This is a genomic window from Chryseobacterium sp. CH25 (assembly GCF_004119455.1).
Classification (GTDB): domain Bacteria; phylum Bacteroidota; class Bacteroidia; order Flavobacteriales; family Weeksellaceae; genus Chryseobacterium.
Map to the genome: position 1 here is coordinate 371465 of NZ_NRQT01000004.1, position 14226 is coordinate 385690.

Sequence of the window (14226 nt, forward strand, 5' to 3'; positions counted from 1 at the left end):
CGATTAACGTGCGGAAGGTATAAATAAATTTTTGATAATCAGTTAATTAAATGTAGTTTTGTTTGTTTTTTTTATCGTAGGTTTGCAAAACATTTATAAAACAGGTTTCTGCCTTTGCTATTCTGTAATAGTTTAAACTCACAATTTTTTCTTTCAGTCTTTGCTTTTTCAGCCGCCCAATTATCGATCGGGTTTCTAATATGAAATGATATATGAATTTTTTCATATTAGAATGATACGTTATTGCTGGCTTATCAATAATAATTATTTGATTTAGATTAAGTTGAGCAAGTGAAAGTAATGAGGAAAGAAGTTATTTACTTATCCTACCATACACCAATTCAAATTCTGGAAAGTGAATTTGCCTACAAAATATCGGGAAATCCGAAAATTATGATGAGTTTTAAAAGTTTAAATTTAATTAATCCAATTATCCGTGCTGTTACAGAATTAGGCTATTCCAAACCAACTGAAATACAGTATTCGGCTATACCACATATTCTTGCCGGGAAAGATATTATAGGATGTGCTCAGACAGGGACTGGTAAAACGGCAGCTTTTGTAATGCCTATCCTGCAGCTGTTAAAAAAATATACTCCTGAACATAAAGAAATAAGAACATTGATACTTACCCCGACTCATGAGGGGGCGATGCAGATTGAAGAGAATTTTGATGTTTACAGCAAATATTTACCCTTATCACAGCTTTCTATTTATGGAGGAGTTTTAGCAGGTGGTCAGCTTGCCGCCCTTAGAAAAAGAGTAGATATTCTGGTGGCTACCCCTGACAGATTGCTGTATTTGGATAATAAAAGACATATTGATCTTTCTAAAATAGAAATACTTGTTTTGGATGAAACAGACAGAATATTGAATATGGGTTTTGTCAATGATGTCAAAAAAATTTTAAAACTGATTCCTCAGAAAAGACAGACATTGTTTTTTTCTACTACATTGCCTAAAAGTGTGAAGAAATTTGCAGAATCAATTCTGAATAACCCTATAGAGATTACTATCACTTCTTTATCTTCAACGTTACAAACTATGAAAGAACCCGTTTATTTTGCGGAAAATAGAGATGAGACAGGTTTACTAATTGATTTATTACAAAATGAAAATATAAGGCGTTCACTAATTTTTAGCCGTACTAAACATGCTGCCAATAAGTTTGTACAGGAATTGTAAGGGGTAGGAATTTTTATAATAGCAATTGATGGATACAAATCTTACATGGCAAGACAGGATGAACTTCATGATCTTCCTCATGCAGTAAACTAAGAGTTTCCTAATATTCCGGAAATTTTTATGTCCACCGGATCGGAAGGGCAGCAATGAAAGGTATTGCTATTGCATTTTGTGATGCAGATGAAAGGTCAGATCATTTTATAAATAAAATCTGTATCGTTTACAGAAAAATAATAAATAATTTTTTTTAATAATAATTACAATGCAACAAGGCACAGTAAAATTTTTCAATGAAGCGAAAGGCTTCGGATTTATTTCTCCTATAGATGGGAGTAAGGATATATTTGTACATTCATCAGGATTAAGCACAAGCGCAATTCGTGAAAATGATAAAGTCGTTTTTGATGTACAAAAGAGTGATAAAGGGTTAAATGCGGTGAATGTAAAATTGGCGTAATTAATCTCTAATCATCTGTTTGAAATAGATATTATTTTCAATTTCAGTATTATATTTTTTTACAATTCAAAGTCCAGTAACCTTTGGAGTTTGAGTATATTGTTTGAAAGAACATTAGTGTAAGTTTAATTACTTTTTATTTTCATAATGTTCATTTGCCTCTCACAGTACGTGAGAGGTTTTTCAAGAAATAATTCTCATCAGCTTACATACTAAGACATTCAATCATGATTATTATTAACAATTTTATTGAATATAAAGCTTTGGAAGGGCAAATGGTTGGTTTTTCTGACTGGTACACAATAGACCAGCAGCAAATTAATAGGTTTGCAGAAGCGACTTTAGATGATCAGTGGATCCATATTAATGAGGAAAGGGCAAAAAATGAAGGTCCTTTTAAATCCACTATTGCTCATGGCTATTTGCTATTAGCGCTAATCCCTTATCTATGGAAGCAAATTGCTGAGGTAAGAAATGTTAAAATGGAAATCAATTATGGGATTGAGAATTTGAAATTTGGTCAAGCTGTATTGGTAGGTAGTGATGTAAGGCTCCAGGCAACTGTTAAATCAGTTACCGATCTGAGAGGGACTATAAAAGTAGCGGTAGAAGCAAAACTTCTAATAAGAAATCAAATTAAGCCTGCTTACACGGGAAACGTTATCTTTCTCTATCATTTTTTTGAAAAAATAATAGGAATGATGATACATTGGATTAATTCCATTTATTTCCTTATCTGCATGAGGTTTGATTACTAAATGTCAAATAACATCATAACCGTTCACTCCCAAAACAAAGTAATGTTCAATTGTTTTTTGAGCTTTCTTGCACATTGATAAAAGATCATTTACTGATGTGTTGTCGAAAATAAAGTCATCATGGGTTTTTACAATATATTCAGTTACTATTTCAATATTCATTAAATCAATTTCTGTTACATCGGTTTTAAGCCTGTGTTCTTCTGTGAAGAAAGGAATTTTACGGAATATAGAATTGTTAAACTGGAAGAGATGTATTGTTTTCATTGTAAGAATATTTATTTAATAGGATGAAAAATTTATGTTGGGGTTTTATTAAGAAAACTTATCTTTTATTTTTCTGTTGATCCTTTTTTTAGATAATTTACGCTCTGATGGTAATGAGTACATACCACCGGAAAGGATATATAATAAACTGTTCCAGAAATTATTTTTTCTGCAGAATTCATGACTGTGGTTTGTTAATACTTTTAAGTACTCATGTTCGTATTCCTTTGCTTCCTGTAAGGTGTAGTTTTTCGGAATATCATCCATTGCAGATTGGCTAAAGATTTTTGGTGAGTGTTTTGCTATAAAGTCCAATTCTAACCTGCACATGCCGATAAGTGGGATCAGTAAAGAAAAAATTTCTTCATAAAAATTGTAAATGTTGGTCTTCCATGATGATCTTTCTTTTTCCGGTAAAATCTGAGTAGTCAATAGAATGAGTTTTTTATGGGTTACTTCCATTTCATCTGTGTAGAGTTTGTTTTGCTGCCAGAATATGAGTGAATTGATTTTATTTTTTTTAATAATATTTCCTAGTATATATTCAAACTGGATTCTAATATTCTTTATGTTCTCGCTCAGGTCTTCTAAAACAGACTGCCACAAATTATGCTGACTTAAGCTACAGTACGTACTGAATACCAGCCTTGATCTGTTAATAAGTTGCTGTAATTCTTTTAACATTCTAAGAATTTCTTTAGCGTCTCTTTCTAAGGTGATATTGGCATTCCTGATATAGAATAGAGCAAAAAGCTGTGAGTAAGAGGCTCTTACTGTAATATTTTTTTTATTTCGGAATCCTAATCTCTTCTTGGGATGTTTGGTTAGTTTTTTCATGATAGTTCTATTGTAAATCTTTTTTCATGATAATCCCTTTTTCAAAGGACTTTTGCTGTATGATAAGGGTAATAAGATACTGTCTTAAATCTTTAATTGTGATATTTTTCTCTTTTGCAGAAAAAAATACAGGTGTTTCGTCTAGAAGTTCATACAGTTCAGGAAATTCTTTTTGAATTTCAACTGTTTTTTAAATATCTTTTTTGTTAAAATAGATATAGTGGTTAGATTATTCATAGCCGCTTTTTATTATTGTTAACTTTTTCAAAAGCATAAAAGGGAGATTATTTCGGGAATTCTTCTTGCTCATCCGTTGGTTTAATCAAAAAAAGAGCAGAAGGCATTGTAAATAAAAGGGACAGAACTGTCTAATATTCCATCCCTTTTCCAGTTAAGTCTTTGATAAATATATTTTTATCATCAGTTTAGCTGTCGTTGAAAACAATTTATGAAAGGTTAATTTCTTTGATAATATTGAGAACTTCTTCACGGTTTTTTCTTAATCTGTTTCCGATTCTTTCCAGCATTTCCTTTTCTTTACCTTCTTCAAGCTTCAGGTCGTGGTCCGTTAATGTTGAAAATTTTTCTTTCAATTGTTTTGATTGTACATCCCAGTCTCCTGGAATTTTGAAAGATTGATTGCCTTTGTTGTGGTTTGTGTCCATAAGGGAGATTTTAGTGTAACTTCATTGCTACAATACAAAGTTGGGCGTTTATTAATCTATTGTATTACAGATTGTTTTATTTATGTTGTACATATCACACTTTTACAAATATCAGATCAGGTCTATCTTTTTTTCATCAATTAGTACATTGTAAATTCAATAAGATTGCCGTTACTTAAGGGATGCTATTTTGGAAACAGAGCCTTGCCATGAGATAACTTACTGTGGATTCTGCACCCTGATTGAGATTAACATTTTTCTCTTCAAGACCATCATAACATCCACCTGTTGCAGGGTTATAAATAATCTGATGTAAATGATTTTTTCCTAAAAACCAGCTAAAAGCATTCCTCATCATCTGTAAATATTTTTCGTCCTTAAAAGCCTTGTAGAATGTAGATAAGGTCAGTATGGTGTAAGCAACATCAATAGGCTGTTCTCCACCAATTGATTCAGATTTTTTAGCCGTTTCTTTGTGCAGCCACCCTTTATTGGATATTACTTTAATGCCGCCCTTAATAAATATTTGAGAAAGCAGAAACTTAAATGATTCTTCGGCAATCTGTTTGTACATATCGTCGTGTGTCGTAATCCATGCACATAATAAAGCTTCAGGGAGTACGCTGTTGCCATAGGTCAGGTAGCTTTCAAACCAATGCCAGTCTCTATGTTTTTCATGCTGATACATTTTTACCAGTCGATTGGCCAGCTTTTTCAATAATGGAATATTGTTTTCAGCATTTTGATAATGCAATCCCTTGATGATAAAAGCCATTGCCCGGGTAGAGTGGATCTTCTCAATAGATGAAATACTTTTTTCAATAATTAATTCCGCTTCATCAGAAAACTGCTGCGGTAAAATAGCTTTTATAGAAAGAAGATAGCCCAGTGCCCAGATAGCCCTTCCATTAGAATCTTCAAGATTGGTCTCATAATTCTGCTGCGCAAATTCCCTGTCTTGATTGATATAATTGAGGAAACTCCCATCAGGCTGCTGGCAGAATTTAATAACTTTCAGATAAGTTGATATTAGATCAAGATCAGATTCATCCTTGCTTATTTCATAATGTCTACAGGCTACAATCATAGCACGGGCGTTATCATCCAAAGTATACCCGGAATTGATATCAGGTTTGTTGATTTTAGAAAACTGGATCATCCCAAAATCCGTTGTCATATTTTTGATATGGCTGAGATTAATGTTGGGGAATGTATAATGTAATGTCATTTTGTCTTTGCTGTATTGTTGAAATAATAGGGCGTGCGAAATAGAAGAATTTTCCCAGGCTGTGGGAGCCATTTTTTCCAGACTATTTGATCGTAATTTTTCCTGTGCAGTTTCATTTTTCAGTAATGTATTCACGGCAGCAGCAAGTTGTTTTGGAGCTTCAAAATCAATAATAATTCCCAGGTCTTCATTTAATACCTCCAGAGCATGGGGAATAGGCGTGGAAACAATAGGACAACCACCGCTGATAGCATAGGAAAAGGTTCCACTCACTGCCTGATTTCTGTCTTTTGAAGTGAAAAGATAGATATTGGTAAGCTGAAGATAATCCAACAGCTCATCCAAAGGAAGATATTGATTGATAAAGCAAGTATGTTTTTCCAGATGGAGTCTCGTAACAGTATCGTGCAGAAAATCACGATACTTCTCACCTTCATATTTAATGATGCTGGGATGTGTTTTGCCAATAATAAGAAACATCACATCTAGGTTTTGGGAAATGATTTCAGGCAGAGCTTCTAAAGTGGTTTCAATATTTTTCCCCGAACCCAGTAACCCAAATGTCGAAAGAACTTTTTTATCTTTAAATCCGTATTTCGCTTTCAGTGAAATCTTATCGATAAATGGCAGTAAATGAGTTCCATGGGGAATTACTTTAATTTTTTCAGATGGAATATCATAATCATACGAAAGGATATCCGCAGAAATACTGGTCATTACAATAATAGATTTTACGAAACTGCTGATTTCTTTTACCTTTTCTTTTAATTCCCAATCCGGTTTGGGCAGAACGGTGTGAAAAGTAATGATGATATCTTTCTCTACATTTTGAAGAAAAAGCAGCAATCCATTTTTAGCTTCAGTGAAAAATCCAAACTCATGCTGAAGCATAACCAATTGAATATTATCATTCTTGTTGATTTTATCAGCCAGTTCCAAATAAGAAATAGCATCATATGTGTTGAGTTTATATTGAGGATTTTCTTCGTAGCAATAGCTTTCATCTTCAGTTTCCATTGGACAGATGATAGTGCTAAATGATTCTTTGAACTTTAGCTGAAGGGATTTTATCAAATCCTGACAATACGTTGCAATACCGCACACCTTAGGAGGAAAACTACTTATAAAGATAATTTCAGGCTTATAGTTAATTGTGTTTTTTCTATTTTGACCAGATCGTGTTTTTGTGTTTCCTTCCACGTCTGAGTTTATATTTTTATTCATGATGATATCTGTTTTAAAGGCTTACATTCTGTAGTGAATAGTCAGTTATGCTGTGTACTGTAGTAATTCCTTCAGTAATTCAGGGATGCTTAAAGAAGCAACGGCTATTCTCTTATCTGCCGCTCCGTAATAAATATGGAGTGTGTCCCCTTCTACGATGGCTCCGGTAGGGAAGCAGACATTGTTCACTTCTCCCTTCTGTTCCCATTCTTCATCAGGCTTGAAAAGAGGATAAGGAAGCCTTGAAATTTCTTTTTCAGGAGTATCAAGATCCAATAAAGCAGCACATGCGCTGTAAACATATCCTTCAATGGTATCATGCACACCATGATAGATTAAAAGCCATCCATGTTCGGTTTCTATAGGGGGACACCCGCCACCAATATAGCTTACTTCATGCTCATATTTGGGTGATAATACAATATGTTCTTTAAAGTGAAGGAAATAATCTTTCCAGAAATCAGGATTAAGATCTTCAATCTTTTCTATTCCTACAATTTGGATATCTGGTCTTATGCGATGAAGAAGATAAAGCTTACCGTTAATTCTTCTTGGGAAAAATATTACATTCTTATCCCATAGGAAAATCTGTTTATCCTTTTTATGAGCAGCAGGGAGTTTGTTGAAGCGTCTGTACTTTTCTCCTATTTGACCTTGAGATTCTGATAAAATTCTAAATTTTTTGTATGGAATTTTTGGAACAATAATCCCCAGCTTTTGCCATGATGTAAGATCCTCAGATACGGCAAGGGTTCCCAATGCATTAATCCCATCATAACTCGTATAAGTAAGGTAAAATAAGTGATCGATTTTTACGATTCTTGGATCTTCAACACCGTGTTTTTCGTATTCAAACTCGGGGATAATAACCGGATTGCTCAAGCGGGTTTCTATCGTTTTATAATCTGATAGTGTACAGTATCCGATACTGGAAAAATTATTCTTGGCAACAGCTCTGTATAATAAATGTATTTTTCCGTTATTCTGAATGACTGCAGGATTTAAAACACCCTCACTCTCAAAGTCTAATGTTGTTTTTCTGAGTATAATTCCGTTTTTTTTCAGAGATACCATTTAGTTGCCGGTATTTCGGGATTCGTTTTCCCTGTCTCTTCGTTTATTCATCTTATCTTCCCGTTTCTCTTTTGCGGATTTTGCGGGTGGAGTTTTATCTGTCTTCTTTTTTCCGTCTTTTTCTTTTGACATTATGAAATATTTTTTGTGAACTGTAAATATCAATCATTAAAAAAGGAAAGCTTTGCAATTGTCTTTTAATTTGTTGTATAAATCATAGATATTTCCAATTTAATAGACTAACTTTGGATAAATGGCTGTTAATGAAATAATTGACAGATGTAAACGGTAAGGGAGATGAAGTTGTATATAAAATATATGGTAAGCTTACGCTGCAAAATGGTTGTCCATCAGGAACTGGACAGATTGGGCATTAAAAATGCTGTCGTTGATTTAGGGACAGTGGAATTATTGGAGGATATCAGCTCAGAACAAAGACAACTCCTTAAAGAAAATTTACTTACAACAGGACTTGAAGTATTGGATGATAAAAAGAGTATCCTGATAGAGAAAATAAAGAATGTAGTGATAGAAATGATTCATTATTCAGATGAACTTCCAAAAGAAAACTTCTCAGATTATGTAAGTGAAAAATTAGGATATGATTATACTTATCTGGCAAATACCTTTTCTGAGGTGAAAGGAATGACACTTCAGCATTTCATTATTATTAATAAAGTAGAAAAGGTAAAAGAACTGCTGTTGTATGATGAACTCAATCTTACAGAAATCTCTTATAAACTCAATTACAGCAGTGTGGCCCATCTCTCTAATCAGTTTAAAAAAATCACGGGACTTTCCCCCTCATTTTATAAGCAGTTGAAACAAAGACGTCTTGGAAATCTGGAAGACTTATAAAAATGTGTGATATATGTAAGTTTATTCCGGATATATATAGCTTAGTACAGAATGAAACGGCCATCTTTGTATTAGTAATCAGGAATTCATCAAACCCATAAAGCTTATATGACTATAGATAGTACAATTTTACATAGGAAGATATAGTGAACAGTTGAAAATTTTTATCATTCGACATGCTGTTCTCCGGTATTTGAAAACATCATCGCAGTAAAAAGACTGGAAAAAGCCAATAGACACCATGATAAAATTAATAGGCTTAGGGATTCTCAATTTTAACAATGAGCATATTAAAACCCCAATAAAATAGTAGATCTGTTTTCAGAAGGTTTTAATTAATTAAGGATAGGAACCTATGGTTTCTGTCCTTTTTATACATGTTGATAGGATGATATATAATGAATTTCATCAACTGTGTCTTCAAAAAGGAGTCTGTCCGGATATAAAAGTGTAAGCCATTTTTTTACCTGCAAAACAGACTGTTTTTATTATTAATTCAACACCGGAAGTCATGAAAACAATACATCTTTTTAAGTTTAAGCATTCCATTTCCTGGAAGCCTCCTTTTTTTAAGGAAGAATGTAGATTAGATAATTTAAACGATTTAATGGCCTATGACCTGATGAACACCAAAAAAGTGACCGAGTTCATTATTGATATTCACGATGATTTTATTTTTGAGGATATGACCAGGGAAGATCTTTTGTCAATGTGCAGCAATGCCAAGGAAATGATTGAGCATTATTTTGTAACAACCATGAATGATTATGACGTTATCTGAACATTGATTTCAGCAGCGTAAAAAGTTTTTTAGATCAATATTAAATAGCAGAAGCAATGAAATTTCAACAAAGTTTACTTGATTATATCAGTACTTCACTCATTACAATGAATGAAACAGTTTCTATAGCAGAGAGTGTAACCTCGGGATTAATACAGCTGGCTTTTTCACAGATGCCTAATGCAAAACTGTTTTATAAAGGAGGAATAACAACGTTTACATTACCTGAAAAAGTTGGCTTTTTAGATATCAATAGAATTCAAGCTCAGGAAAATGGTTTTGAAACCCAAAAAATGGCTGATACAATGGCTGTAAAGGTTGCTGAATCATTTGGAACAGATTGGGGAATTGCTTCCACGGGATATGCAGCATCTGTAAGAAATTCAGGATTTAAAGTGTATTCATTCTGTTCATTTAGCTACAAAGGAGAGATCGTGCTTTCCAAACGGATAGAACTTCATGATAAGACTCAGGCATTAGACGCACAGTTGTATTATACCGAATTTATTTTAGGATGTTATAAAAGTGTTCTTAATCAGATATTGATTTAAGAGATACCACTATTCATACCCTGCAAAATATCTTTCAGATCCATCTACAAAATCGCTCTTACAATTTAGCAGGTATATCTAATTATATCGTTAACTTTAAATCAAATGAAATTATATCGAATCTGGGCTGCAACAAGACAACAAAATGCCCCTGCTATTAGACTTCTCGACCGGCTTAATTTTGTAAAAGTAAAAGAGACGGATGATGACGAAATTGAATATGGACTAAGGTAGTTTTATTACAAACTATTTTGGTTTGTAGTTTATAGTAGACGTTTGAAGAAAACAAATATTTGCAGTATGGGAGAACTAATCACAGAAGAAGTGTTTGCAGCACCACAATGGCAGAAAATAACCTATCGGATAGTAAGCCTTTTAGTATTTGCATTAGGAATTAACGTTCTCATAATAAAAAATGGGGGATGGCTGCCTTTTTTAGCCCCTCTGATTTTCTTTATATCTGTTTCTATACACCCGTCAAAAACTTACTGTTTCGAATAGTGGAATCCATTTTGTAGGTGGTTTTAAAAGTTATTTTATTTCCTGGACTGATATCACAAAGATTGATATGGTAAGACTTGGGAAATATAAAACACCAACAGTTACCATTTATTATTCCGGTGGAAAGCTGAATTTGAACAAAAGTTACTATCTCGAACCTCAATTCACAAGAATGTTATCCCTAATGGAAACCAGAATGAATCCGGAATTATATACAAAAAGATACTGGGAAGTTCGTAACCTGATCATCCAGAATTTAGCGTGAAAATATAGCAGAAATTTATTTTACATCATTACTGTTTGTGGTCTTTTGAAGCTGCAGGCATTACAAATACATAAAAAATGATCAAAAATGGTATATAATGGTTCATTTTTTTTCATTTACCACACTTTTTTTTCCTGTTCAGTCACAAAACAGGTGATTATACCGGTACTAGAAAGGCCATGGAGTTTATTAAAAACAATAATTTCTCCAAAAGAAGGGTATATAGAATCCGATAGTTGTCTTTAAGAATTACTTAATACCATTTGGTGTAAGTTAGACAATGAAATTCTATCACAATTCTATTTTTCCTATGCTCAAATTTTGTGATTTTATGCTAAAGGGGCAATAAAAGGGGCAAAAATTTGAGCGTTAGAAATTGCAAAATTACATAAGTTGCATTAAATCAGTATATTACAGAATTGGTACTAAGTTATATAATTAACTGATAATCAGTTGTTTGAAAATTCTATTTCCCGATACAAAACTTAGAAAAAATATTCCCCAATACTTCATCATTAGTAACCTCCCCAGAAATCTCACCAAGATGTTCCAGAGCATTTCTCAGCTCATAAGCCAGAAGTTCTGTAGAAATTTGGAAAGATATAGCTTCTTTTACCTTGTTTACGGCATCCAAAGATTTTTGTAAAGCTTCAAAGTGACGTTGATTGGTAATCACCACATTGTTTTCTTCAGATTTTAATTGTTCAACGTAAGAAGATAACTCATTTTTAAGATCCTGCATGTTTTGATTTTCAACTGCAGAGATTTTGATGAAGTCAAATTCATGCGAAATGGCATTTCTGAAAATATCTTCTACTGTTTCATATTTTGCAGGGCTAACCTCGTCTATTTTTGTAGCACAGATAATTAATTTCAGATCTTCTCTTAATAAAGACTTGATCATTTCAATATCTTCTGAAAAATCTTCAGTAGCAGCATCAGCCAGATAGACTAAAATATTAGCATTTTCTACCTTTTCCTTAGCCTTTTTTACCCCAATCGCTTCAATTTCGTCTACTGTTTCACGCAAACCGGCAGTATCAATCAAACGGAAAGCATGACCTTTAATATGAAGAACCTCTTCAATAGTATCTCTTGTGGTTCCGGCAATATTACTTACAATAGCTCTTTCCTCTTTCAGTAAAGCATTAAGTAGAGTAGATTTACCCGCATTAGGTTTCCCGATGATGGCAACAGCAGTACCGTTTTTAATAGCATTACCATATTGGAAACTTTCAATAAGGGACACTAATTTCACATCAATCTTATCCAACAATCCATTTAAAGCGGTTCTGTCTGCAAACTCTACATCTTCTTCTGCGAAATCCAGCTCTAGCTCTATAAGGGAGACAAAATTCAGAAGATCAGTTCTTAATAACGATATTTCATTGGTAATTCCACCTTTCAACTGGTTAATGGCAACTTTTCTTGAAGCTTCATTTTCAGAGGCAATCACATCTGCAATAGCTTCTGCTTGTGAAAGATCAATTCTTCCATTAATAAAAGCACGAAGGGTAAATTCTCCCGCTTTAGCCATTCTTGCCCCATTTTTAATAAGGGTTTCAAGAATACGTTTTCCGATATGAGGTGAGCCGTGAAAAGCGATTTCTACAGAATTCTCCGTAGTGAAACTTTTCGGTGCCAGGAAAATGGAAAGCATAATTTCGTCAATAGCTTCCTCTCCATCCATAAAATAACCATAATGGATGGTGTGAGATTTCTGTTTCTCCAGTTTTTTTGCCGGGAAACTTTTCTGAACTATGGGTAAAACATCATTTCCGGAAACTCTGATAATGCCTAAAGCACCTATTCCATTGGCAGTAGCCAGTGCACAAATAGTATCGTTATTCATGGTGCAAATTTACGTTTTTTAATGCAAATTTTGAAGAAGAGGCTATATGTATTGTCTATACTTCTTATCAGAGGAAATTCTTTAGATTCTCTTTTTCTTTTATATAAATAAGAACTTAAGTTTTGTCAATATCTTTTGGGTTATTGTATGGAAAAAACAGCTTATTCCTTTGATATGGGCATTTTTGATAGATAAATTTTATTATATCGGTTTTCTGTGACTTATTTCCAAAAAAAACATAAATTATACGTAAAATAGGGAGTTTTATCACGATTCGATGATCTGACCTAAAAAAGTAATTTTAGAAGTATGAGATTGATATTTATTGATTTATGTTTTTTGGAGAGGTATATTTCTGGGACATAGAACCTATACATAATGTATAATAAAATTGAATTTTTAAATAACATAAAATGATTTCTTAAATATATGTAGTTTTGATTTATTTAAAATATTGCCTATCAATAAGTTGTTTTTGTTGCAAAATTAAACACTGTAAAAAAATATTTTTGATAAAAAATGAATTTCGGCATGGTATTGTATTGTTAGTTAAAATAATAATGAAGTTTGGTATATTAATTGTTGAGTAGGGATTCAATGATGTCAAAAAAACACGTTTTTGTTATTAAAATGTGAATAATCCGTTAATTTAGCATAAAGATATATGAATAACTTAAATTTTTTCGATTTTAATAAAAAATTGATTTTTTTATTAATGATAGCCTTTTATGGGGTTGCAAATGCACAGACCTGTACACCCTACACAGGGCAGCCTATGGTAAGCGGAACTACTTATTGTATAGATGGTAACTATACCACAGTGAGCGGTATTACGATTCCGAACGGAGCAACACTTATTGTAAAATCTGGACAGTTCCAGGTTTCTGGAATTCAGGTAATGGGAGATCTTGAAATTGGAGATGGGGCAAGTGTTAAGTCTAATGGTTCTATTCAGATTGGAACGTATGGTTCTCAGCAAAATTCAAAAATTAAATTAGGGACGAAGTCCTTCCTATCCCTTACAGGATCTGTTACTCAGGGAGATCCATCTTTTGGAGGATTTTATCCTGGAACAACTTCTATGATAGAAATGGGAACGAGTAGTGTGGTGGAAATATGCGGAACATTTACCCAACAGTCAAAAACTTATCCATCTGTTAAATATATTGGAGTTCCTACTGGAAAAGCTTATTGTATTGCAAAAGCACAGGCAAATGGTGTTGGTGATGGTGCAGTTATCAGTAATGATAGCCAGATTGTAGCTATTGCTATGGGATCTGTTACGGATCTTGGTGCTGGCGGAGCCAGTTTTTGTGGCCCAAATGCAACATCTGCTACATGTCCATCCCTTTGGCCAAATGGATTATCCAACGATCCAAATAGCTGTGGTAATGCACCAACAATTATTGATAATATAGATTCATTCTGTACAAAACCAGGCGCTACAGGAACTCCTGATGGATTTACTAAATTCGGAATTACCGTTCAGCAAAAAAGCAATGCATGGCCGGAAAATGTTCCAAACGGTTTCGTTGCAATGGAAGCAAAAGACAAAGGTTTTGTAATTACAAGAGTTCAACACGTAAGCCAGACTCCACAGCCCGGAGATGCTATTGCCAATCCAAAAGAAGGGATGTTGTTATATGATATGCAGGATAAATGTGTAAAGCTTTACAATGGTACTGAATGGAAGTGTGTAGAGAGAAGCTGTAATGATTAATCA

The 14226-nt window shown here is 33.4% G+C and carries 17 protein-coding genes; 10 read left to right on the plus strand and 7 right to left on the minus strand.

Going from position 1 to position 14226, the window contains the following annotated elements; genetic code table 11:
• Positions 1–300: 300 nt before the first annotated feature.
• The 3 genes from BOQ64_RS12415 to BOQ64_RS12425 all read left to right on the plus strand — a co-directional run bounded on the left by BOQ64_RS12415 (position 301) and on the right by BOQ64_RS12425 (position 2400).
• Positions 301–1185: a DEAD/DEAH box helicase gene (locus BOQ64_RS12415; RefSeq protein ID WP_228448352.1), complete on the plus strand. Its 885-nt coding sequence runs from the start codon at positions 301–303 to the stop codon at positions 1183–1185.
• A gap of 262 nt (positions 1186–1447) precedes the next feature.
• Positions 1448–1642 (plus strand): cold-shock protein, encoded by a 195-nt coding sequence (locus BOQ64_RS12420; protein ID WP_065394328.1) that lies wholly within the window; start codon positions 1448–1450, stop codon positions 1640–1642.
• Between the two features lie 227 nt (positions 1643–1869).
• Complete coding sequence (locus BOQ64_RS12425; protein ID WP_129055677.1) at positions 1870–2400, plus strand: MaoC family dehydratase; 531 nt, start codon at positions 1870–1872, stop codon at positions 2398–2400.
• Between the two features lie 3 nt (positions 2401–2403).
• Here BOQ64_RS12425 and BOQ64_RS12430 read toward each other — a convergent pair whose 3' ends face one another.
• From BOQ64_RS12430 to BOQ64_RS24540, 6 genes are all read right to left on the minus strand, one after another.
• Positions 2404–2667, minus strand: a complete 264-nt coding sequence (locus BOQ64_RS12430; RefSeq protein WP_129055679.1) for a heme oxygenase — start codon at positions 2665–2667, stop codon at positions 2404–2406.
• Positions 2668–2715: 48 nt separating this feature from the next.
• Positions 2716–3504, minus strand: a complete 789-nt coding sequence (locus tag BOQ64_RS12435) for a hypothetical protein (protein ID WP_129055681.1) — start codon at positions 3502–3504, stop codon at positions 2716–2718.
• A gap of 446 nt (positions 3505–3950) precedes the next feature.
• A complete protein-coding gene (locus tag BOQ64_RS12440) occupies positions 3951–4169 on the minus strand; it encodes a hypothetical protein (RefSeq protein WP_047430084.1) in 219 nt (72 codons plus the stop codon).
• 175 nt (positions 4170–4344) lie between these two features.
• Positions 4345–6621, minus strand: a complete 2277-nt coding sequence (locus tag BOQ64_RS12445) for a glycosyltransferase (RefSeq protein WP_129055683.1) — start codon at positions 6619–6621, stop codon at positions 4345–4347.
• A gap of 45 nt (positions 6622–6666) precedes the next feature.
• A complete protein-coding gene (locus tag BOQ64_RS12450; RefSeq protein ID WP_129055685.1) occupies positions 6667–7695 on the minus strand; it encodes a pesticidal protein Cry7Aa in 1029 nt (342 codons plus the stop codon).
• Positions 7696–7827 carry a hypothetical protein gene (locus BOQ64_RS24540; RefSeq protein ID WP_262708755.1) on the minus strand — a complete coding sequence of 44 codons (132 nt, stop codon included), beginning with the start codon at positions 7825–7827 and terminating at the stop codon, positions 7696–7698.
• A 165-nt stretch (positions 7828–7992) separates the two neighbouring features.
• Between BOQ64_RS24540 and BOQ64_RS12455 the strand changes: the two genes are divergently transcribed.
• The 6 genes from BOQ64_RS12455 (at position 7993) to BOQ64_RS12475 (ending at position 10651) form a co-directional block, all read left to right on the plus strand.
• Positions 7993–8553 carry a helix-turn-helix domain-containing protein gene (locus BOQ64_RS12455; RefSeq protein ID WP_228448353.1) on the plus strand — a complete coding sequence of 187 codons (561 nt, stop codon included), beginning with the start codon at positions 7993–7995 and terminating at the stop codon, positions 8551–8553.
• 511 nt (positions 8554–9064) lie between these two features.
• Positions 9065–9334, plus strand: coding sequence for a heme oxygenase (locus tag BOQ64_RS12460; RefSeq protein ID WP_129055687.1), 270 nt, complete (start codon positions 9065–9067; stop codon positions 9332–9334).
• Positions 9335–9390: 56 nt separating this feature from the next.
• Complete coding sequence (locus BOQ64_RS12465) at positions 9391–9885, plus strand: CinA family protein (protein ID WP_129055689.1); 495 nt, start codon at positions 9391–9393, stop codon at positions 9883–9885.
• Positions 9886–9990: 105 nt separating this feature from the next.
• A complete protein-coding gene (locus BOQ64_RS24545; protein ID WP_262708756.1) occupies positions 9991–10119 on the plus strand; it encodes a hypothetical protein in 129 nt (42 codons plus the stop codon).
• A gap of 66 nt (positions 10120–10185) precedes the next feature.
• Positions 10186–10386 carry a hypothetical protein gene (locus tag BOQ64_RS12470; RefSeq protein ID WP_129059725.1) on the plus strand — a complete coding sequence of 67 codons (201 nt, stop codon included), beginning with the start codon at positions 10186–10188 and terminating at the stop codon, positions 10384–10386.
• A 67-nt stretch (positions 10387–10453) separates the two neighbouring features.
• On the plus strand, positions 10454–10651 hold the full coding sequence (locus BOQ64_RS12475) for a hypothetical protein (protein ID WP_129055691.1): 198 nt from the start codon (positions 10454–10456) through the stop codon (positions 10649–10651).
• A gap of 466 nt (positions 10652–11117) precedes the next feature.
• Here the strand turns inward: BOQ64_RS12475 and mnmE are convergent, their stop codons facing one another.
• Positions 11118–12503 (minus strand): tRNA uridine-5-carboxymethylaminomethyl(34) synthesis GTPase MnmE, encoded by a 1386-nt coding sequence (gene mnmE, locus BOQ64_RS12480; RefSeq protein ID WP_129055693.1) that lies wholly within the window; start codon positions 12501–12503, stop codon positions 11118–11120.
• A 715-nt stretch (positions 12504–13218) separates the two neighbouring features.
• Here mnmE and BOQ64_RS12485 point away from each other — a divergent pair.
• Positions 13219–14223: a hypothetical protein gene (locus BOQ64_RS12485; protein WP_129055695.1), complete on the plus strand. Its 1005-nt coding sequence runs from the start codon at positions 13219–13221 to the stop codon at positions 14221–14223.
• The last annotated feature ends 3 nt before the right edge of the window (positions 14224–14226 follow it).